This window comes from Enterococcus sp. HMSC076E04 (genome assembly GCF_001814285.1).
Classification (GTDB): domain Bacteria; phylum Bacillota; class Bacilli; order Lactobacillales; family Enterococcaceae; genus Enterococcus_B; species Enterococcus_B lactis.
On sequence record NZ_KV815627.1, the window covers coordinates 41,821 to 64,128 of the forward strand.

The window sequence follows — 22,308 nt, forward strand, 5'->3', positions numbered from 1 at the left end:
GGTGGAATATCTTGAAAGCTATTTTCAGCTTCGAGATATTCCGCCTTTTTTTTATTGCCAACGGGAAAGAGTATCGCTATACGGATTTTATTTATTATTTATTTTTGTTTTCAAGGAAAAGCTGTGTCCGATATTCTTTTGGGGAAATCCCTTGTTTTTTCTTAAATAAATAACTGAAATAGTTAGGGTCATTATAACCAATCTCAAAAGCAATATCTGAGATACGATAGTCTGATTGCTGCAATAATTTTTTTGCTAATTCGATTCTTTGTTCTGTCAGATAATCGATGAATGTTTGGTTAAACGATTGAGAAAAAATCGTACTGAAATGAGAGGGGCTTAATGCAACTTGTTGAGCGACCCAAGTTAAGGACATATCTGGATCGGTAAAATTTTCTTTGATAAAATCCAATGCATGGTTCAAAATTGGCTGATATTTGTTCCTTGAAGGCTGTGAGGGCAGAGCAGTTAAGAAAGAAATGAACATATAAACAGTCGAACGGTAAAGCGAGTCGTCGGCGCTGATTGCTAAGCGTTGGCTAGTGGATGTGCAATGAACCATTTCTTGCGGGATTTCCTTTTCTTTCAGGCGGACATGCTGGAGTAGCTTAGTCAAGACAAATAAACGATATAATCGTGTTCGGATTGGTGTGCCTTGTGGTTTCGTCAAGTGTTCGATGTACTTAGATACTTCGTTTTTCGATAATGAAGACAAATCAAGTGAGAGATCAAAGTAAAAGACAGAATCAACTGGAAGTTTTGCTTCTTTAATCAAATCCTCATAGCTGATAATTTGATCTTTAAGGGAACTGGCAGTTTCAAGTATCATCTGCGTGATCTCAAAAGATGCAGGTAATTCGCTGATTCTTTCTGCGACAGGACCGATGGCGACTGAAAAATTATTTTTTTGTCCCTTTTCTAATTCATGGACCAACGTTTGGGCTACCTGATAACTGGTCTCAATCACATTTTCTTCAAGAGGATCAACTATTAAAAATTTGATGAATCGAGAGGAAACAGCAGAAAAAATCACTTGTTGATTCTCCCTAAATAAAAACTTCAAATAATCACTGAGATGAGCGTAATCTTCAAAGTCTGTACTGACTTGGTTTGCTGCTAATAATACGGTCATTTTTTTCCCTGCTAAAGAGCGATTGAAAGATTCAGCAAGTTTCAATGTTTCACTGATCGTAAGTGAGCCTTTGAACAAACCGTTCAAGAAATGATTTTTTTCAATTCGAAAACAAGATCAGAAGAAGGGTGCGTTCTTTTTGCTGCAAGTCTAACGCAGTCACTGCTTTTTCTATTGCTTGTTTCAATTCGTTGCTTTTAATTGGTTTAAGTAGATAATCATCTGCCTGTACTTGGATTGCTCCTTTCATATAATCGAAATCGTCGAATCCGCTAATAAATATGAGGCGAGTCCAAGGAAGCAGTTTCCTTGCTTCTTTTGAAAAAGTCAAACCGTCCATGAATGGCATTTGGATATCAGTCAGAATGATATCGGGCTGTAAGTCGATAATCGAAGACAGTGCCATCTCACCATCTCCAGCTTCCCCGACATAAGTGATTGGATAATAAGAACCAAGGGCAGTTATTTGTTCCCGCAAGTTATTGCGAATGAGGTATTCGTCTTCGATGATAAAAACTTTATACATGTTTGTTTCCTCCAATTGTTTTGGGAGATATAGGAATCGTCAGTGTGACAGTTGTCCCTTCTCGGTATTTGCTGTCAATCGTGATAGGTTTTTGATTATTTCCGTAATAGAGAAGGAGACGCTTGTTTACGTTGTAAAGCCCATAGCCGATACTGAAATCTGAATCGATCCCTTTGGCTAACTCTTTACGTATTTCTGTTAGTTTTTCTACAGGAATGCCAATACCGTTGTCTATGACTTTGAATTGGATCATTTCGTCGATTTTGCATGCAGTAATACGAATAAATCCTTTGTGACGAACGTACTTTGTTCCATGGTACACAGCATTTTCGATCAATGGTTGCAAGATCATCTTTAAAATAGAAACAGGAAAAAGTGTTTCTGGTATATCAATCTTATAGTCAAGCATATGTCCGTATCTTATTTTTAAAATGACCAGATAATCATTGATATGGCTGATTTCTTTTTCAAGAGGAATCCAGTCTTGTCCTTTGCTTAAAGACGTACGAAAAAAGCCGGAAAGTGCATGGGTCATAGTCAGAGCTTCTTCAAAGCAGTCTTGTTCGATCAAAGAAATGATGGCATCCAAACTGTTATAAATAAAATGAGGAGTGATCTGAGCTTGCAATACACGAACTTCACTTTGTGCTAAATGGTATTGTTTCAAAGCGTTCTCCCGTAAAGACTGGTTTAGATCTTCCGCCATTTTGTTCATACTAGCGGTAAGTGTCTGTAGTTCTTGTGTTTCTGGCATGTTTAAACGAAATCCAAGATTTCCTGAAGAAAGCTGTTCGGACATTGTGATCAGCTGATTGATCGGCTCTTGGACCTTCTGCTCTAAAAAGCGGCGATTCTTTTTCGCATAGAAAAAAATAGTACTAAGAACCCCCAATTCGACTATCGTTAATAAAATGAGCGAGCGGACAAGCGTCGTATTTTTTTGACTTGCTAAGTCGATTTCCACACGAACAAAATCCTGTAAAATATCTGACAGTAGTTGAGTGACAGAATCGACCTGATTGATGATCTGTTCATTGGTATCCATAAAATCTTCTGCCAAGATATGATGAATGAGCTCAGCTTGATAATCTTCCAATGTATCGATCGTACGTAACGATACATCTAACGTACTAATTTCTTTAAGTGTATTTGTATTATTTTTGATCTCTCGAATATCATTCCTAAGTTCTTCTAGGATATTTTCCTCATTGAACTCATCTACGGTTACTTGGCCAGAAATCAAGTCCCACATACTTTCCAAAACTTTTTGATCAACCTTCAAAGCAATTGCATCTGCTTTTTGGATATTTGCGATCGTCTGTTGATAAATCAAAAGCTGTTGCGAATATAACAGTATGCTCAGTAGCAAAGGGATAACAGCAAATAGAAGCATGGCTTTGTTTGCTTGGGCAAAAATCTGTTTTATGCTTAAATTTTTGGTCATGATACTTCTCCAGTCAATAATTTCTGGTTGGGATGTTAGCTATATTCTGCTGGGAAAAGACAGTCTCGGAAATAAAAATATCTTTAGGTAGTGTTTTTCCTGTTTGAAGATTTCCAAAATAACGAGTAACGGTATTGGCTACATACCAGCCGACATCAGGTTTACACTCGACTACGCAATTGACGATTCCTAAGCGTAGCTTCTCGATCATATCTTCTTGTCCATCAATCGTTACAATGATCAAATCTTCTCCAGGTTTGATTGATGTTTCTTTTATCGCAGCTAAAGCACCGTGAGTCATTTCATCACTATGGCTGTATAATACATCAATTTCGGATAAATCATTTGTTTCTAAATATCGTTTCATCTGGTCTTTTCCTTTCATCCGAATAAAATCACCGACAATTCGGTGAACAATAGTCATTGGAGGTTTATGGTCGATGGTTCCATCTTTTATTAGGGTTGGTTTACGATTGATTGATTCCAAAAATCCTTCGGAGCGTAGCTTGGTCGGTGTGGAGTTCTCTGAACCAGCAAGTTCTAGGATTCTGATTTCCTGTTTCTTTGAATTTGTGAAGTGATTGCTGACAAATAAACCCGCCCGATTTCCTTCTGCTTTGAAACTGGGACCGATGTGGGTGACGAAAAGCTCGGGATCATTCGTTTGAATATGTCTGTCGACAAGTATGACAGGGATCCCTGCTCGCTTGGCTTCTTTTAATACAGAGTCCCACCCGGATTCTTGCAAAGGAGTAAAAATGATCATATCTACTTTATAGGCAATGAACGTCCGTATATCTTGGATTTGCCGTTCCTGATTCATGTAACCATTTCGGTAGAGAACTTGGTAATCTTCTTTTTCAAGCGCAGTGATAATTGATTCAGTATGCTTTTTCCGCCAGCTACTCTCCGTTCCTGATTGCGAAAAACCAACGACTAGTGGGTCAGGTGCTTCCTTTGTACTAGGTGTACACCCCATCATTTGGTAAGCGATTACAATAAGAGCTAAAAAAAATAAAACACGTTTCACTTTAGATCACTCCATCTGGATTTGTTAGTACTATCTTATCAGATAAAAGGGAAAATCAAAGTCAAAAGGAATCAATCGAAAAAAATCCAAGAAACTTAAAAAAATCCAAGACAAAAAAAGTACACCTAAAAAATTTAAAGTAAATCCCATAAAAAAATCAATGTTAACGCTTTCTTTATTAGCTATACTCGGTGTATCAATCGGAATGGGGGATAAAAAATGAAAAACAAATTTAGAAAGATTCTTGGTAGTATCGCTATTTTGACCGCAAGCATTCTATTAAGTGCGTGTGGCAATTCAGGATCTGCAGATGATAGTACGGGGTATGTAGGAATCGCTATGCCGACCAAATCAGCAGAAAGATGGATCGCTGATGGGAACAACATGGTCTCGGAATTAGAAAAACTGGGTTATAAAACAGATCTTCAATATGGAGAAGATAAAGTAGAAAATCAAGTAGCACAAATCGAAAATATGATTACAAAAGGGGTAGATACACTTGTGATTGCTTCTATCGATGGTTCGGCTTTAACTGATGTGTTAGCTAAAGCAAAAGAAGCAGATATCAAGGTGATTGCCTATGATCGTTTACTGATGAATTCAGAAAATGTCGATTACTACGCGACTTTTGATAATTTTGGAGTAGGTGTATCGCAAGCAGCTTATATTGAGGAGCACTTAGGATTGAAAGAAGGAAAAGGACCATTCACGATTGAATTATTTGGTGGCTCGCCTGACGACAACAATGCACTAATTAATTACAACGGAGTGATGTCTGTTTTACAACCATATATGGACAACGGTCAGTTGGTCGTGCCATCTGGACAGACGAGTTTCAGTCAAATCGCTACGCTTCGCTGGGATGGTTCTACGGCGCAAGCAAGGATGGATAATCTGTTAAGCGCAAATTATACTGACCAAACATTGGATGCCGTTTTGTCGCCATATGACCCAATAAGTTTAGGGATCATTTCGTCATTAAAAGGCGTGGGGTATGGGAGTGAAAGTAAACCTTTACCTGTGATTACTGGACAAGATGCGACAGTTGCTGGCGTCAAATCGATCATTGCCGGGGAACAAACACAAACGATCTTTAAAGACACACGTATCTTAGCAAAAAATACGATTGAAATGATCAAAGCAATCAGTGATGGAGAAGAGGTTCCGGTCAATGATACTGAAACTTATGATAATGGGGTGAAAACTGTTCCTACGTATTTAGCAAATACAGTATCTGTCGATAAAGATAATTATCAAGCAGAGCTGATCGACACAGATTATTATAAAGAATCCGATCTGAAAAATTAAGAGGAACCAAACAAGGAACTAAAGAGATCTAAGTCAGAGAGAGGATAAGAATTATGGCGGATTGTATTTTAAAAATGGCAGATATCACCAAAAAATTTTCTGGAATCCGAGCGTTAGATTGCGTGAATCTGATGATTGAACGTGGGGAAATCCATGCATTGTGCGGAGAAAACGGAGCGGGAAAATCAACATTGATGAATGTCTTGAGCGGCTTGTATCCGTATGGCTCCTATGACGGGGAAATCTTTTATGATGGAAAGCTGTGTCAATTCAAAGATTTGAAAGATAGTGAAGAAAAAGGCATCGTCATCATTCATCAAGAATTAGCACTAAGTCCTTATCTTTCAATAAAAGAGAATATTTTTCTCGGAAATGAACAAGCAGAAAGAGGCGTGATTGATTGGGAATTGACAGAAAAGAAAACGTATGAATTGCTGAATAAAGTCGGTTTGTCTATCGACCCGAATCTTCTAGTATCCCAGATCGGCGTAGGGCAACAGCAACTAGTTGAAATAGCTAAAGCATTATCAAAATCCGTCCGTCTGTTGATTTTGGATGAGCCTACCGCTGCATTGAATGAAGAAGAAAGCGCGAATTTGCTGAGATTGATCCGAGAATTGAAAGAGCAAGGTGTAACCTCCATCATTATTTCACATAAGCTGAATGAAATCGTGGATATCGCAGATCGAATCACCATTTTACGGGATGGACAGACGATTGAGACGCTAGAAAATGAAATGATCAGCGAAGAGCATATTATTCGCGGGATGGTGGGCAGAGATTTAGTTGATCGTTATCCTGAAAGAAAACCGGATATTGGAGAAGTTTATTTTAAAGTAGAAGACTGGACGGTCTATCACCCTCTTGATCATGAGCGAATCATAAACGACCATATCAACTTGCATTTGAAAAAAGGAGAGATTGTAGGAATAGCTGGACTGATGGGAGCGGGCAGAACTGAATTCGCTATGAGTCTATTTGGACATTCTTATGGAAGCAAGATATCCGGACGTATATTAAAGGAAGGAGCAGAGATATCAGTTAAGACCGTTCCTTCAGCCATTGCAAACGGACTCGCTTATGTCTCGGAGGACCGAAAATCTTTAGGACTGAATCTGCTGATGGATATTCGGGAAAACGTGACGCTGAGCAGTTTGGATAAAATAAGTCAAAAAGGAGTATTAAATAAAGAAAAAGAAGTAACTGAGGCAGAAAATTTCCGGAAAAAGATGCGTATAAAAACAAACTCCATCCATCAAATTGTCAGTAGTCTTAGTGGTGGGAATCAACAAAAAGTCGTTTTATCCAAGTGGCTGATGACACAACCCGATATTCTTTTTTTAGATGAGCCAACCCGAGGGATAGACGTTGGGGCAAAATATGAGATCTACACGATTATCGAAGAAATGGCAGCAAATGGCAAAGCTGTCTGTCTTATCTCTTCTGAACTTCCTGAAATCTTAGGAATGTGTGATCGAATCTATACGATGAACGAAGGACGTATTACAGGAGAAGTCTCGCGAGAAGAGGCAGATCAAGAAGTCTTGATGAAATTAATGACGAAAGAAGAGGTGGGTTAAGTTGGAACAAGCAAAAAATCTTACGGATAAAAAAGAGAAAAAACTAAATTTGAAAAGTAGAGCAGCTGATCTTTTTGGTCGCTACAGCATGGTGATCATTTTAGCGGGACTACTTATTGCGTTTCAATTGATGACGGATGGTATTTTCTGGCGTCCGTTGAATATAACTAACCTTGTTTTGCAAAATAGTCATATATTAGTACTAGCTGCAGGGATGTTATTAGTTGTGCTCTTAGGTCATGTGGATTTGTCGGTAGGGTCAGTGATGGCGTTTGTTGGTGCAATTGCGGGCATGATGATGGTCAATCGCCAAATGAACCCGTGGGTGACAGTCATCGCTTGTCTTGCAGTAGGCGGGCTGATCGGCGCATGGCAAGGTTTTTGGGTAGCTTATGCTGGGATACCGGCGTTTATCGTGACTTTAGCAGGATTGCTGATGTTTCGTGGACTGACACAAGTTGTTCTAGGAGGCCAATCTCTAGCACCTTTTCCAGCTGTTTTCCAAAAAATGTCTACGGGTTATTTACCAGACTTAAGCAAAGGAAGCAACCTTCACTTCTTGACATTGATTTTAGGAATGATCATCACCATCGTGTTAGTTGTTGGACAATGGCGAACAAGAAATCGTCGGAAAAATCATTTATTTGAAGTGGAATCTCCAGCAGCTTTCTTGGTAAAGGCGGTATTTACAGCAGTCGTTGTACTAGGGATAACTTATATCTTTGCCTCTTATCAAGGATATCCGATCATTTTGATCATTCTCGGTTTGATCGTCGCAGCATATGGGTTTTTGACAAATAAAACAGTAGTAGGTCGCCAGATTTATGCGACGGGCGGAAATCGAAAAGCGGCTGAACTATCAGGAATCAAAACAAAGCGGATCACGTTCTGGGTTTTCGTCAACATGGGAGTCATGGCAGCTTTAGCTGGATTAGTTTTAGCTGCTCGGTTAAATGCGGCGACACCTCAAGCGGGTACTTCGATGGAACTAGATGCGATGGCGGCAGTATATTTTGGCGGTGCTTCGACATCAGGCGGCATCGGAACGATTATGGGTGCGATTGTCGGTGGCTTGGTCATGGGTGTATTGAACAATGGCATGTCGATTTTAGGCGTTGGGGTAGATTGGCAGCAGGCAATCAAAGGGTTGATCTTGCTTTTAGCCGTTGTATTAGACTTGTATAACAAGAAAAAACGGACAGCGTAGGAGAACACCGTTTATTCAGAAAAAAAGACTGTGACAAGACGTTTGTCACAGTCTTTTTTTCGCTAAAAGCGAACATTCATTGCTTCGTTTGTTTAGACTAAAAATAATGTATGTTTTTTTACCATTCGTATAAATTCTCTTTTTGCTCTTGATTTTTTCGCTTAATTGAGTTAAATTACATAGGGCGCTAAAAAAAGCCTTGATTAAATTAATAATGTTCGTGTTTTGCTGGATGTGAACATCAGGAGGATAATGTAATGAAAGTATTTGATTACGAAGATATTCAATTAATTCCTAATAAATGTATCGTAAATAGCCGTTCTGAATGTGATACAACGGTCACATTAGGTAAACATACATTCAAAATGCCAGTAGTGCCTGCCAACATGCAGACGATTATTGATGAAACGATTGCAGAATTCTTAGCGGAAAATGGTTATTTCTATATCATGCATCGGTTTGATGAAGCAGCTCGAATTCCGTTTATCAAAAAAATGAAAAAGCGCGGATTGATTACCTCGATCAGTGTTGGTGTCAAGAAAGAGGAATATTCCTTTATAGAGAAGTTGGCAGAAGAATCGCTAAATCCTGATTATATCACTATCGACATCGCGCATGGACATGCTAACTCAGTTATTGATATGATTCAGCATATTAAAAAATATTTGCCTGAAACTTTTGTGATTGCCGGTAATGTTGGTACACCGGAAGCCGTCCGTGAATTGGAAAATGCGGGCGCAGATGCAACAAAAGTCGGGATTGGTCCAGGAAAAGTATGTATTACAAAAATCAAGACAGGCTTTGGAACTGGAGGCTGGCAACTGGCCGCTCTTAGATGGTGTGCGAAAGCAGCTCGCAAGCCGATCATCGCTGACGGTGGGATCAGAACACATGGCGATATTGCAAAATCTGTCCGTTTTGGAGCGACAATGGTTATGATTGGCTCATTGTTTGCCGGTCACGAGGAATCTCCTGGCGAAACAAAAGTCGAAAACGGAATTGTATATAAAGAATACTTTGGTTCTGCTTCAGAATTCCAAAAAGGTGAAAAACGAAATGTTGAAGGAAAGAAAATCTGGATCCAACATAAAGGATCTTTGAAAGATACACTAGTGGAAATGCAACAAGACCTTCAATCATCTATTTCGTATGCTGGAGGAAGAGATCTGGAAGCCATTCGGAAAGTTGATTATGTCATCGTGAAAAATTCGATTTTTAACGGAGATACGATCTAAATAATGAGCAAAATATCAGCGGAAGGTTCATAACAGAACCTTCCGTTTTTTATGTTTTGCAAAAAAAGCTTTTCTTTTTTCTCGTAAATTCGGTAAAATCAATAGAAAGAATGGACAACAGAAAAGAGAGGACTATGTGGGAAAAAGTAGAGAAAAAACAAGGACCGATTTATCGTCAAATCATGGAACAGATCATGAGAGAAATCGAAAGTGGAAGAATCAATCCTGGAGATCAACTTGAATCGGAACGAAAACTAGGGCAATTTTTTGGTGTAAATCGTTCCACCGTTGTTCATGCATTGGAAGAACTTAGAGAGCTTGGCGTATTAACAAGTAAACGTGGTAGCGGTTGGTTCGTCAATCAGACTGAATGGGGGAAATTCGCCGTTCCAAGAATCGATTGGCGACAAATGATCTCACCTCGCTATGAACAGACGGATTGGTATGAGCAAAAAATAAAAGAAGCAAAGCAGAGCCAAAAAACATTGTTCCTTGACTTATATGCGAGTGAGATGCCAAATGAGCTTTTGCCGAATTTTGAGTTTCCTTCTTATTCTCTTGAAGAAATCTTAGCGGAAGAAAAAGAAATGGATCTTTTAGGCTATACTCCGTTACGTAACAAAATCAAACGGTATTTGGAAAGTAAATTTGAACTGACCTTTTCCCTAAACCAGCTTCTGGTGACTGGTGGTGGCCAGCAAGCAATCTTTTTGATCTTACAAACGATTCTTTCTGCTGGAGAGGGGATAGCTGTAGAGTCACCTTCTTTTTTTTACCGATTACCTCTTTTCAAAGCTTCAGGAACGCGTTTATTTGGGATACCGATGGATGAAGAAGGGATCGACTTAGAAAAACTGAAAGAATCGATCCATAAAAATAAATTGAAAGCAGTGCTTATCAACCCGAATTTTCAAAACCCTACAGGAAAGGTGATGAGTCAAAAGCGACGAGAAAAGCTAGTAGAATTGTGTCGGCAGTATCGGCTTCCGATTATTGAAGACGATGTATTTACGGACCTTTCATTTCTAAAGCAAGATGAAGTTCTTCCTATACGGACGATTGATCCGGATAATGTATTATATGTCGGTTCGTTATCTAGGATTTTAGGAAAAACAACGAAAATCGGTTGGTTGATCGGACCAGAGACCTTTATCTTGCAACTCGCTAAAGCGCAAGAAATGATGGAGTTTCCGATGAACATCCTTACACAAATCACGGCCGCTAATGTATTTGATGAAGCAATTGATTTGAAAATGTTGGATGTAAGAAAAAAATTGAAAGAAAAAAGCCAACTGATAAGTATTTGGGCGGAGTCTCAATCGTTTTTCAAGCTTCATTCGATTCTAGGTGGTTATTATGCTTGGATCACTTGGGATGGAAAAAAGCTGGACCCCCAACTAGCAGAAAAAGTAGTAGATATGGGTCTAGGAATCGCACCAAGTCTACTTTTTGGGCAAGATATAAATGGAATCAGAATCAATTACAGTCGTCTAGATGAAGCCAACATATCGTTGTTTTATTCAAAGATGAAAATTTTAGAACAGTGGTTAACAGAATAATTTCACAAAGTAAAAAGATTAAAGAATATAACAGCTGGGATTTAAATTTCCGGCTGTTTCTTTTTTTTCTTAAAAAGAAGACGAGACAAAGTATTAGGGAAAAAAGCACTTTTTGTACAACCGTTCACGATGTCTTAAGAAAATAAATAGTTGTAGCAAAACTGTATAACACCAGCGTTTCTAAATAGAAACAGATCATTATAAGTTTGATTAGAAAATAGAAAAAACACAGTCTAAATATAAAACGCTTTCCTTATTGTGATTATATTCACTAATACTGTTAATATGCGGATTGGCATAATTTCCTTTCATCGTGAAAATTTGTGCTTTTAGCTTGTATTTCTCATAAATCCATGATAATTTATTAATGAAGACGGTTAAATAGTGATACAGTTTTATTCGCTGTTTCAATCGCAGAATGAAGAGATTTTCTTATAGATGAGAGAGGAATGTGTGACAAATGGCAAACAAAAAAGCACCGATCGACTTCCAAGCACTGCTAGATGAAGTCAATGCAGATTTCCCAGTATATCAAGCACTTGATCAAGATGGAAACATAGTTAACAAAGATTTAGTACCTGATTTATCCGATGATGAACTCGTTGAATTAATGACTCACATGGTATGGTCTCGTGTATTAGACCAACGTTCCACAGCGCTGAACCGCCAAGGACGCCTAGGCTTTTTTGCACCAACTGCCGGACAAGAGGCAAGTCAGCTGGCCAGTGCGTATGCATTTGATAAAGAAGATGTTCTTCTTCCAGGTTATCGAGATGTCCCTCAATTAGTAAAACACGGCTTACCTTTATCACAAGCATTTTTATGGTCTAGAGGACATGCTGCAGGTAATTCTTATCCGGAAGAATTGAAAGCTCTACCACCACAAATCATCATCGGTGCACAATATGTACAAGCAGCCGGTGTTGCATTAGGTTTGAAGAAACGCAACAAGAAAAATGTTGTCTTCACTTATACTGGTGATGGCGGTTCATCACAAGGTGATTTTTACGAAGCAATCAATTTCGCTGGTGCTTACCATGCAAATGCTGTATTTTATATCCAAAATAATGGGTATGCGATCTCTACACCTCGTGAAAAACAAACCGCAGCAAAAACACTTGCACAAAAAGCTGTCGCAGCTGGGATTCCAGGAATTCAAGTCGATGGAATGGATCCGCTTGCAGTATATACTGTATCTAAAATGGCACGGGAATGGGCAATCAGCGGAAATGGACCAGTCCTAATTGAAACACTGACTTATCGTTACGGACCACATACACTATCTGGGGACGATCCAACCCGCTACCGTACAAAAGACACAGATGACGAATGGCAGAAAAAAGATCCATTGATCCGCTTCCGTAAATATCTGACGGAAAAAGGACTTTGGTCTGAAGAAAAAGAAGAACAAGTGATTGAAGCAACTAAAGAAGAAATCAAAGCAGCTATCGCAGAAGCCGACAAAGTTCCAAAACAAAAGGTTTCAGATTTCTTGAAAAACATGTTCGAAGTATCTCCACAATCAATCAAAGAACAAATTGCAATTTATGAAGCGAAGGAGTCGAAATAATCATGGCACAAAAAACAATGATCCAAGCAATCACCGATGCCTTAGCACTTGAACTAGAAAATGACGAGAATGTCGTTGTTTTTGGTGAAGATGTTGGGAAAAACGGAGGAGTTTTCCGGGCAACTGAAGGATTGCAGGAAAAATTCGGAGAAGACCGAGTATTCGATACTCCTTTAGCTGAATCTGGAATCGCAGGGTTGAGTTTCGGACTTGCGTTGGAAGGATTTCGTCCAGTTCCTGAAATCCAATTTTTTGGTTTTATTTTCGAAGCAATGGATGAAGTAGTAGCTCAAATGGCTCGTACAAGATACCGAATGAGCGGTACTAGAAATCTACCAATCACGATTCGTTCACCATTTGGTGGCGGTGTTCATACACCAGAACTGCATTCAGATAATTTAGAAGGTTTGATTGCCCAGTCTCCTGGTATTCGAGTAGTGATCCCATCAAACCCTTACGATGCAAAAGGACTATTGATTTCTTCTATTAGAAGTAACGATCCAGTTGTTTTCCTAGAACACATGAAACTATATCGCTCATTCCGAGAAGAAGTGCCGGATGAAGCTTACGAAGTTCCTTTGGACAAAGCAGCAGTTACTCGTGAAGGAACAGATGTATCTGTTATCACATACGGGGCAATGGTGCGTGAAGCAATCAAAGCAGCAGACAATCTTGCAAAAGAAAATATCTCTGTTGAAATCATTGATCTTCGTACAGTTGCGCCATTAGATGTAGAAACGATCATTCAATCCGTGGAAAAAACAGGTCGCGTAGTCGTTGTCCAAGAAGCGCAACGACAAGCGGGTGTTGCTGCGCAAGTAGTTTCTGAGATCTCAGAACGCGCTATCCTTTCATTAGAAGCCCCAATCGGACGAGTTTCTGCACCTGATACAGTCTTCCCGTTTGGACAAGCAGAAAATGTTTGGTTACCAAACGCAAAAGATATCGAAGACAAAGTAAAAGAAATCGCGGAATTTTAAGAAAAGAAGGGACGAAACAAAGTCATGGCTTATCAATTTAAATTGCCGGATATCGGTGAAGGAATTGCAGAAGGTGAAATCGTCAAATGGTTCGTCAAACCAGGAGATACGATTAATGAAGATGATACATTATTAGAAGTTCAAAACGACAAATCAGTAGAAGAAATCCCCTCACCTGTAACAGGAACGGTTAAAAATGTCATTGTTCCAGAAGGTACAGTAGCAAATGTTGGGGATGTATTGGTAGAAATCGATGCACCAGGACATGAAGACAATGAAGGGGACAGTGGTGTAGCCGCAGAATCCCAAACTCCAGCTAACCCGGCTGCTGAACCAACTGTTGATACAGGATCAGCTGGATCGTCAAGCGAAGGAGTCTTCCAATTCAAGTTACCGGATATCGGTGAAGGAATTGCAGAAGGTGAAATCGTCAAATGGTTCGTCAAACCAGGAGATACGATTAATGAAGATGATACATTATTAGAAGTTCAAAACGACAAATCAGTAGAAGAAATCCCGTCACCTGTAACCGGGACAGTTAAAAACGTGATTGTCCCAGAAGGAACAATAGCAAATGTTGGGGACGTGTTAGTAGAAATCGATGCTCCTGGACACAATGGTGCACCATCAACTAGTGCGCCATCAGCTGAAGCACCAAAAGAAAAAGTAGAAACATCAGGTTCAGCAAGTGTCGTTGAAGCTGCCGATCCAAATAAACGTGTATTGGCTATGCCATCTGTTCGTCAATTTGCCCGCGAAAAAGATGTAGATATCTCACAAGTAACTGCAACTGGAAAAGGTGGCAGAGTAACAAAAGAGGACATCGAAAACTTCTTGACAGGTGGTCCAAGCAGTGCACCAGCGAAATCAGAAGCGCCAGAAGCGGCAGCGCCGAAAGAAGCAGCTCCTGCAGCAGAAAGCAAACCATCTGCACCAGCAAAACCATTCAAGTCCAACTTAGGAGACTTGGAAGAACGTGTAGCAATGACACCAACACGTAAAGCTATTGCTAAAGCAATGGTCAACAGTAAGCATACAGCTCCACACGTGACATTGCATGATGAAGTAGAAGTGTCTAAACTATGGGATAATCGGAAACGATTTAAAGAAGTTGCTGCTGCAAATGGTACGAAACTTACTTTCTTGCCATATGTCGTGAAAGCTTTAACAGCGACTGTTAAGAAATACCCAGTATTGAATGCATCTATCGACGATGCAAACCAAGAAATCGTTTATAAACATTACTACAATATCGGTATTGCAACTGATACGGATCACGGACTATATGTACCAAATGTGAAAGATGCAGACCGCAAAGGAATGTTTGCTATTGCAGACGAAATCAATGAGAAAGCAAAATTAGCTCATGACGGCAAACTATCTGCAGAAGATATGCGCAATGGAACGATTACGATCAGCAATATCGGATCTGTAGGTGGCGGTTGGTTTACACCAGTCATCAACTATCCAGAAGTAGCTATTTTAGGTGTAGGAACGATTGCACAACAACCAATCGTAAATGCTGAAGGCGAAATCGTTGTCGGTCGTGTGATGAAACTGTCATTAAGTTTCGATCACCGTATCGTAGATGGAGCAACTGCGCAACAAGCAATGAATAATATCAAACGTCTTTTAGCTGATCCAGAGCTATTAATGATGGAAGGATGATAAACAAATGGTAGTTGGAGATTTTGCTGTAGAATTAGATACAGTTGTAATCGGTGCGGGACCTGGTGGCTATGTAGCTGCCATCCGCGCTGCTGAAATGGGACAAAAAGTAGCAATCATTGAAAGAGAGTATATTGGCGGTGTTTGTTTGAATGTCGGCTGTATTCCTTCAAAAGCACTGATAGCTGCAGGACACCATTATCAAGAGTCACTAGATTCTGAAATGTTTGGAGTAACTAGTGAAAATGTCAAACTAGATTTTGCGAAAACACAAGAATGGAAAGAAAACAAAGTTGTCCATACGTTGACTTCTGGTGTTAGTTTCCTATTAAAAAAACATAAGGTTGAAACAATCGAAGGAGAAGCGTTCTTCGTAGATGATCACACACTACGCGTCATCCATCCAGATTCAGCTCAAACTTATTCGTTCAATAACGCAATCATCGCAACAGGTTCCCGTCCTATCGAGATTCCAGGATTTAAATTCGGAGGACGTGTGTTAGATTCTACTGGCGGATTAGCATTGAAAGAAGTACCTAAGAAATTTGTGATCATCGGTGGCGGTGTGATTGGTGCCGAATTGGGCGGAGCGTACGCAAACTTAGGAGCAGAAGTAACGATCCTTGAAGGTTCACCACAAATTTTACCAACTTACGAAAAAGATCTAGTAAAATTAGTAGAAGATGATTTCAAGAAAAAAGGTGTAACAGTCGTAACGAATGCAATGGCGAAAGAAGCAGTCGATAACGGTGACAGCGTGACAGTGAAATATGCAGTGGACGGGAAAGAAGAATCCGTTACTGCTGATTATGTGATGGTCACTGTAGGTCGTCGTCCGAATACGGATGATATGGGCTTAGAACAAGCAGGAGTCGAAGTAGGAGAACGAGGATTGATTACGGTAGATAAACAAGGACGTACGAACGTACCTAATATCTATGCCATCGGTGATATCGTTCCAGGGGCGGCATTAGCACACAAAGCCAGTTATGAAGCAAAAATCGCTGCTGAAGCAATCTCTGGCAAAAAAGTAGCTGTAGATTATAAAGCAATGCCGGCAGTAGCCTTCACTGATCCTGAATTGGCTTCTGTAGGTATGACGATCAAAGAAGCAAAAGATGCTGGTATCGAAGCAAAAGCATATAAATTCCCATTTTCAGGGAACGGTCGGGCATTATCGCTTGGTAAAACAGAAGGATTCATCCGTCTAGTTACGACGATCGAAGATAACGTGCTGATTGGTGCACAAATCGGGGGAGTCGGTGCAAGCGATATGGTTTCTGAATTAGCTTTAGCAATCGAATCAGGAATGAACGCTGAAGATATCGCCTTGACGATTCATCCGCATCCATCTCTTGGCGAAATCGTCATGGATGCTTCGGAATTAGCATTAGGCTTGCCAATCCATATTTGATTTGAATAATACAGGCGAAACGCAACTGAGAAATTGGTTGCGTTTTTTTCTTTTTTATTATCAATAATTTAATTATGTAAACTTAATAATACGACTACTTCTTGGTTTATTACCGTCTCCTATGCTACACTAAAGAAGAATATGAAATAGGAGAGTTGAAGATGCAAGAATATCAGTATCCACTTGATTTAGACTGGACAACAGATGAAATGGTCATTGTAATGAAGATGTGGGAAGATCTGGAACGTGCGAATGAAAAAGGGATAAACAATGAAGCTTTTTTGAAGACCTATCAGCAGTTCAAAACAGTTGTCAAATCCATCGGAGAAGAAAAACGGTTGGGACGGGAATTTGAAAAAGCTTCCGGGTACTCCTTATATCGAACAGTGCAGCAAGCAAAAAAAAATCCAAACAAAAATTTGAGAATGAACGGGTGAGATAAATGGAACAGATGATTGATCATATCAAATCCTGGCTAGAAGAAGCTGGTGAGAAAATCAAATCTTCTCAACAAACATTAACGATCTCGCAAAAATCAAATCGAACGGATCTAGTGACAAATGTCGACCGAAACATCCAGAATTTTCTAATCGAAAAAATCCATTCCTATGATCCAGAGGCGAAAATATTGGCAGAAGAAGAAGGGTGTAATCAACTAGCAGATCTCGATGGAAGAGTCTTTATCATTGATCCTATTGATGGCACATTGAATTTCGTGATTGAAGGGGAAAATTTTTGTATCATGCTCGCTGTTTATGAATCCGGTGTTGGAAAACTTGGTTTCATTTATGACGTCATGAGAAATGAGCTTTTTTGGGGTGGAAAAGGAATAGGTGTCTATAAAAATGATAAACCAATGCCTAGACCAGCAAATAAATCTTTATCAGAAGGCTTACTTGGTGTGAATAGCTATCTTTTCGGTCATAATAAATATGGAATCCGAGAGATTGCGGAAAGCAGCATGGGAACACGTATGTACGGGTGTGCAGGGCTTGAACTAGCCGCAATCTTGAAAGGAAACCATATTGCTTACATTTCGAACCTCAGCCCTTGGGATTATGCAGCGGGAAATGTTTTATTGGAAGAGTTTGGTATGGTAACAAGCGGTCTTTTTGGCACTCCATTGACCTTTGATAGAAGGGAATACTATTTAGCAGGGACTCCTTGTGCATATGCAGAAATCGCAGACCTTTTGAAAAAAGAAGGCTAAAAAAAGGTAGAAATCATTCACAAAAATGATAAAAACGGGCAAAAGATTAATTTTCTCGAAAAAATGAAAACATTTTACTATATTTCATGAAAAAAGTCTGCTATAATTAGCAGTCGAGTAAAATTTGCCCTGTCATAAAGAACCAATAAAAAAGGAGTTAGTTACATTGAATTATAGAAACGATATCCGTAACGTCGCAATTATTGCCCACGTTGACCACGGAAAAACAACATTAGTTGATGAACTATTAAAACAATCAGATACATTAGACGCACATACGCAATTGCAAGAACGTGCGATGGACTCAAATGCGCTAGAAAAAGAACGTGGTATCACGATTTTAGCCAAAAACACAGCTGTAGACTATAAAGGAATTCGCGTAAACATCATGGATACTCCAGGACACGCGGACTTTGGTGGCGAAGTAGAACGGATCATGAAAATGGTTGACGGCGTTGTGTTGGTCGTAGATGCGTATGAAGGAACAATGCCTCAAACACGTTTTGTATTGAAAAAAGCATTGGAACAACATATCACACCAATCGTTGTCGTAAACAAGATTGACAAACCTTCTGCTCGTCCTGAGCATGTTGTAGATGAAGTTCTTGAACTATTCATCGAATTGGGAGCAGATGATGATCAATTAGACTTTCCTGTGATTTATGCGTCTGCACTGAATGGTACGTCAAGCTTATCAGACGACCCAGCAGATCAAGAACCAACAATGGCACCTATTTTTGACACGATTATTGAAAAAATTCCTGCTCCTGTCGATAATAGCGACGAACCATTACAATTCCAAGTTTCATTACTTGACTACAACGATTATGTAGGTCGTATCGGAATCGGACGTGTATTTAGAGGAACAATCAAAGTAGGCGACCAAGTAGCATTAATTAAATTAGACGGAACAGTTAAGAAATTCCGTGTAACGAAATTATTTGGTTTCTTTGGACTAAAACGTCTAGAGATTCAAGAAGCAAAAGCTGGAGACTTGATTGCTGTCTCAGGTATGGAAGACATCTTTGTCGGTGAAACAGTTACTCCTGTGGATCATCAAGATGCGTTACCTATCCTTCACATTGACGAACCAACATTGCAAATGACTTTCTTAGTTAATAATTCACCATTTGCCGGTCGAGAAGGGAAATACGTAACTGCTCGTAAAATTGAAGAACGTTTGATGGCAGAACTTCAAACAGATGTATCTTTGCGAGTTGAACCAACAAACTCTCCAGATGCTTGGACTGTTTCTGGTCGTGGAGAATTGCATTTGTCTATCTTGATTGAAAACATGCGTCGTGAAGGATACGAATTGCAAGTATCTCGTCCAGAAGTTATTGAAAAAGAAATCGACGGTGTAAAATGCGAACCGTTTGAACGCGTACAAATCGATACACCAGAAGAATACATGGGTAGTGTCATCGAATCCTTGAGCTTACGTAAAGGTGAAATGCAAGATATGGTCCATACAGGAAACGGACAAATCCGTTTGACATTCTTGACACCTGCCCGCGGTTTGATCGGTTATTCAACTGAATTCCTTTCAATGACACGCGGTTACGGAATCATGAACCATACTTTTGATCAATACTTGCCAATGCTTCCTGGTCAAATCGGTGGACGTCACCAAGGTGCGCTTGTTTCGATCGATACCGGAAAAGCAACGACCTATTCTATCATGAGTATCGAAGAACGCGGTACAGTCTTCGTAGAACCAGGTACAGAAGTATATGAAGGAATGATTATCGGAGAAAACAGCCGTGATAATGATTTGACTGTCAACATCACAAAAGCAAAACAAATGACAAACGTACGGTCTGCTACTAAAGACCAAACATCTGTCATCAAAAAACCAAAACAATTGACGTTGGAAGAATCTTTGGAATTCTTGAATGATGATGAATATTGCGAAGTAACACCAGAAAGCATTCGCTTGAGAAAACAAATTTTAGAGAAAAATGCTCGTGAAAAAGCATCTAAAAAGAAAAAATAATCTGTAAAAGGATGAAGAGAGAAACCAGCTTGTTATAAAAAATAGCTGGTTTCTTTTTTTGTCCAACTTATTTCTGTGGAGAAGTCATCTTTGTCAATGGACTTAAATTCAGAAAATACGCCAAAAGACATTTAAAAGACTTTTAAAGAACTTGAATCTGGTGTGATTTTGTTTCATATCGTGCGTATGTTTCACAAGAGGGATCAACTTGTCCTTCGGAGAAAACCGAAGTAAAATGGCAAGGGAAAGGAGCGGGAAGATGAACGACTTATTAAAACAATACTTTGGTTATGATGAGTTTAGACCTGGTCAAAAAGAAATTATTCAGAAAGTCATTGATCAGGAAAATGTATTAGGGATCATGCCTACCGGCAGTGGGAAATCAATCTGTTACCAGCTTCCATCTTTACTATTAGATGGGCTTACTGTGGTTGTATCCCCTTTGATCTCTCTGATGAAGGATCAGGTGGATGCAGCGAATCAATTAGGTATACCCGCCACTTTTATCAATAGCTCGTTAGATGGTTACGAAACAGCTAGACGCTTCCAAGAAATCGATAGGCAGCAGTATCGTTTACTTTATATTGCTCCAGAACGTTTTATCATGCCGGATTTCATTCAAGCGATGAATCGATGGAACGTCTGTATGATTGCCATTGACGAGGCGCATTGTATCTCTCAGTGGGGGCATGATTTCCGTCCAAGTTATTTACAAATGGCGAAACAGCTAGATCAACTGCCAAATCAACCTGTTATTGTTGCACTGACAGCTACAGCAACTATACAAGTAGCCGCTGACATAAAAAGACTTTTAAAAATCCCTGACGGCAATCACATCCAGACTGGTTTTGAACGGGAAAATCTCCGCTTTCAAGTAGTGAAAGACCAAAAAAAAGAACAGTATCTAGTCGAGTATTTGAAAGTCAACAAAAATCAATCGGGCATTATTTATGCAGCGACGAGAAAAGAAGTAGACCGAATCTATCATTTGCTTAAAAAATTTGGTTTTTCTATAGGCAGATATCATGGTGGCCTAAAGGAGAATGAACGAACGGCAATGCAAGAGGCCTTTTTATACGATCGCTTACAGCTAATCGTAGCGACCAATGCATTCGGCATGGGCATAAATAAAAGCAATGTCCGTTTTGTTATCCATTATCAAATTCCTGGCTCTCTAGAAGCATACTATCAGGAAGCTGGTCGTGCGGGAAGAGATGGTCTTTCCAGTGAAGCCATCCTGCTTTTCGCTCCTCAAGATATTCAGGTCCAAAAGTTTTTTATCCAGCAGTCCCAAAGAGAAGAGGAGCAAAAGCAAAAAGAATATGAAAAATTAAAAGCGATGACAGAATATGCGTATATAGAATCCTGTCTTCAGCAATACATCCTAAACTATTTTGGCGAGACAAGCAGTCCGTGCAATCGTTGTGGTAATTGTTTAGATGACAGAGAAATAGTAGAAGTAACGACACAAGCACAGATGGTCCTTTCTTGTTTGAAACGTATGGGGGAGAATTATGGCAAGCAGATGCTAATGAAAGTCTTGGCAGGATCGAAAGAACAAAAGCTGCGAGCCTTGGGGTTTGAACGTTTATCTACCTATGGACTGATGAAAAACCAATCGCAAAAAGAAACGATGCAATTGATTGAATATTTGATATCGAATGGCTATCTTCTGACCGTTAATGGAGAATATCCTATCTTGAAAGTAACAGAAAGAGGGATCCAAGTATTAAAAGGACAAGAAGCTGTTTATCGAAAGGAACCCAAGAAAGTCCAGCAGCTGTCGGATGAAGAGACCGATACACTATTTGAAGTGTTGCGGGAACTTCGAACGGATCTAGCATCAGAAGCAGGCGTTCCCCCGTATGTCGTATTTTCAGATTCCACCTTGAAAGAAATGAGCCGAATACGTCCATCAAGCAGACTGGAGATGCTTCAGATAAAGGGAGTTGGTCAAAGCAAGCTTGATAAATACGGAGAAGCCTTTTTATCTCGGATAAAAAATACGGATCCTAACGTTCTGGACAAGTAAGAAGGACCATTACGTAAAAATGAATAAAAACAACTGGTTAAATCTGTTTTTTTGCTCCCTATGAAAATCAAATATGTTATAATTAAGGAATTAGAACGGGAGGTAAGCACAGATGGATTCTTTGTCGAAAAAACTTGCGATCCAAGTATTAAATGATGAAGCAGAACGGATCAAACGATTAATCCGAAACCAAAATAACAGTCTCTGTATCTCGCAATGCAAAGCCTTCGAAGAAGTGGTAGATACACAGATGTACGGTTTCTCCCAGCAAGTCGGGTTTGCTGTTCGTATAGGAGTAATCGAAAAAAACGAGGGACAGCTGATGTTAAGTGAGCTGGAACGAGAATTGAATCAGTTATACAGTGAGGTTTACCAAGAAAATTATGATAAAAAAGAAGTTGGCAAGGAGGAATAGAC

At 39.5% G+C, this 22,308-nt stretch carries 16 protein-coding genes and 1 pseudogene; 14 read left to right on the forward strand and 3 right to left on the reverse strand.

Annotation, left to right across the window (positions count from 1 at the left end):
- Positions 1-94: 94 nt before the first annotated feature.
- From HMPREF2961_RS11065 to HMPREF2961_RS11075, 3 genes and pseudogenes are all read right to left on the reverse strand, one after another.
- A pseudogene (locus HMPREF2961_RS11065) lies at positions 95-1,658 on the reverse strand (response regulator).
- Positions 1,651-3,102, reverse strand: a complete 1,452-nt coding sequence (locus HMPREF2961_RS11070) for a sensor histidine kinase (RefSeq protein WP_002315153.1) — start codon at positions 3,100-3,102, stop codon at positions 1,651-1,653. Before HMPREF2961_RS11070 ends, HMPREF2961_RS11065 begins: the two are co-directional and overlap by 8 nt.
- 13 nt (positions 3,103-3,115) lie before the next feature.
- The gene (locus HMPREF2961_RS11075; RefSeq protein WP_002315152.1) at positions 3,116-4,132 is read right to left on the reverse strand and encodes an ABC transporter substrate-binding protein; all 1,017 of its coding nucleotides are present in this window, start codon (positions 4,130-4,132) and stop codon (positions 3,116-3,118) included.
- Between the two features lie 219 nt (positions 4,133-4,351).
- Here HMPREF2961_RS11075 and chvE point away from each other — a divergent pair, with 219 nt between their 5' ends.
- From chvE to HMPREF2961_RS11145, 14 genes are all read left to right on the forward strand, one after another.
- Complete coding sequence (chvE, locus tag HMPREF2961_RS11080; RefSeq protein ID WP_002306852.1) at positions 4,352-5,440, forward strand: multiple monosaccharide ABC transporter substrate-binding protein; 1,089 nt, start codon at positions 4,352-4,354, stop codon at positions 5,438-5,440.
- Positions 5,441-5,493: 53 nt separating this feature from the next.
- Complete coding sequence (mmsA, locus tag HMPREF2961_RS11085) at positions 5,494-7,020, forward strand: multiple monosaccharide ABC transporter ATP-binding protein (RefSeq protein WP_002315151.1); 1,527 nt, start codon at positions 5,494-5,496, stop codon at positions 7,018-7,020.
- A gap of 1 nt (position 7,021) precedes the next feature.
- Positions 7,022-8,227, forward strand: coding sequence for a multiple monosaccharide ABC transporter permease (gene mmsB / locus HMPREF2961_RS11090; RefSeq protein WP_002315150.1), 1,206 nt, complete (start codon positions 7,022-7,024; stop codon positions 8,225-8,227).
- Between the two features lie 257 nt (positions 8,228-8,484).
- Entirely contained in the window at positions 8,485-9,462 is a 978-nt protein-coding gene (gene guaC, locus HMPREF2961_RS11095; RefSeq protein ID WP_002287992.1) for a GMP reductase, read from the forward strand.
- A gap of 134 nt (positions 9,463-9,596) precedes the next feature.
- On the forward strand, positions 9,597-11,021 hold the full coding sequence (locus HMPREF2961_RS11100) for an aminotransferase-like domain-containing protein (RefSeq protein WP_002292210.1): 1,425 nt from the start codon (positions 9,597-9,599) through the stop codon (positions 11,019-11,021).
- Between the two features lie 460 nt (positions 11,022-11,481).
- On the forward strand, positions 11,482-12,591 hold the full coding sequence (pdhA, locus tag HMPREF2961_RS11105) for a pyruvate dehydrogenase (acetyl-transferring) E1 component subunit alpha (RefSeq protein WP_070704784.1): 1,110 nt from the start codon (positions 11,482-11,484) through the stop codon (positions 12,589-12,591).
- Between the two features lie 2 nt (positions 12,592-12,593).
- Complete coding sequence (locus tag HMPREF2961_RS11110) at positions 12,594-13,571, forward strand: alpha-ketoacid dehydrogenase subunit beta (protein ID WP_002292208.1); 978 nt, start codon at positions 12,594-12,596, stop codon at positions 13,569-13,571.
- Positions 13,572-13,595: 24 nt separating this feature from the next.
- Positions 13,596-15,239 carry a dihydrolipoyllysine-residue acetyltransferase gene (locus HMPREF2961_RS11115; RefSeq protein WP_002315147.1) on the forward strand — a complete coding sequence of 548 codons (1,644 nt, stop codon included), beginning with the start codon at positions 13,596-13,598 and terminating at the stop codon, positions 15,237-15,239.
- A 7-nt stretch (positions 15,240-15,246) separates the two neighbouring features.
- Positions 15,247-16,653 carry a dihydrolipoyl dehydrogenase gene (gene lpdA / locus HMPREF2961_RS11120; protein ID WP_002315146.1) on the forward strand — a complete coding sequence of 469 codons (1,407 nt, stop codon included), beginning with the start codon at positions 15,247-15,249 and terminating at the stop codon, positions 16,651-16,653.
- 161 nt (positions 16,654-16,814) lie between these two features.
- Positions 16,815-17,090 (forward strand): UPF0223 family protein, encoded by a 276-nt coding sequence (locus HMPREF2961_RS11125; RefSeq protein WP_024635299.1) that lies wholly within the window; start codon positions 16,815-16,817, stop codon positions 17,088-17,090.
- Between the two features lie 5 nt (positions 17,091-17,095).
- On the forward strand, positions 17,096-17,863 hold the full coding sequence (locus HMPREF2961_RS11130) for an inositol monophosphatase family protein (RefSeq protein ID WP_002315144.1): 768 nt from the start codon (positions 17,096-17,098) through the stop codon (positions 17,861-17,863).
- A gap of 166 nt (positions 17,864-18,029) precedes the next feature.
- Entirely contained in the window at positions 18,030-19,859 is a 1,830-nt protein-coding gene (gene typA / locus HMPREF2961_RS11135; protein WP_002292204.1) for a translational GTPase TypA, read from the forward strand.
- A gap of 259 nt (positions 19,860-20,118) precedes the next feature.
- Positions 20,119-21,891, forward strand: coding sequence for a DNA helicase RecQ (recQ, locus tag HMPREF2961_RS11140; RefSeq protein ID WP_002315143.1), 1,773 nt, complete (start codon positions 20,119-20,121; stop codon positions 21,889-21,891).
- 112 nt (positions 21,892-22,003) lie between these two features.
- Positions 22,004-22,306, forward strand: a complete 303-nt coding sequence (locus HMPREF2961_RS11145; RefSeq protein ID WP_002292202.1) for an Fpa/YlaN family protein — start codon at positions 22,004-22,006, stop codon at positions 22,304-22,306.
- Positions 22,307-22,308 lie beyond the last annotated feature (2 nt).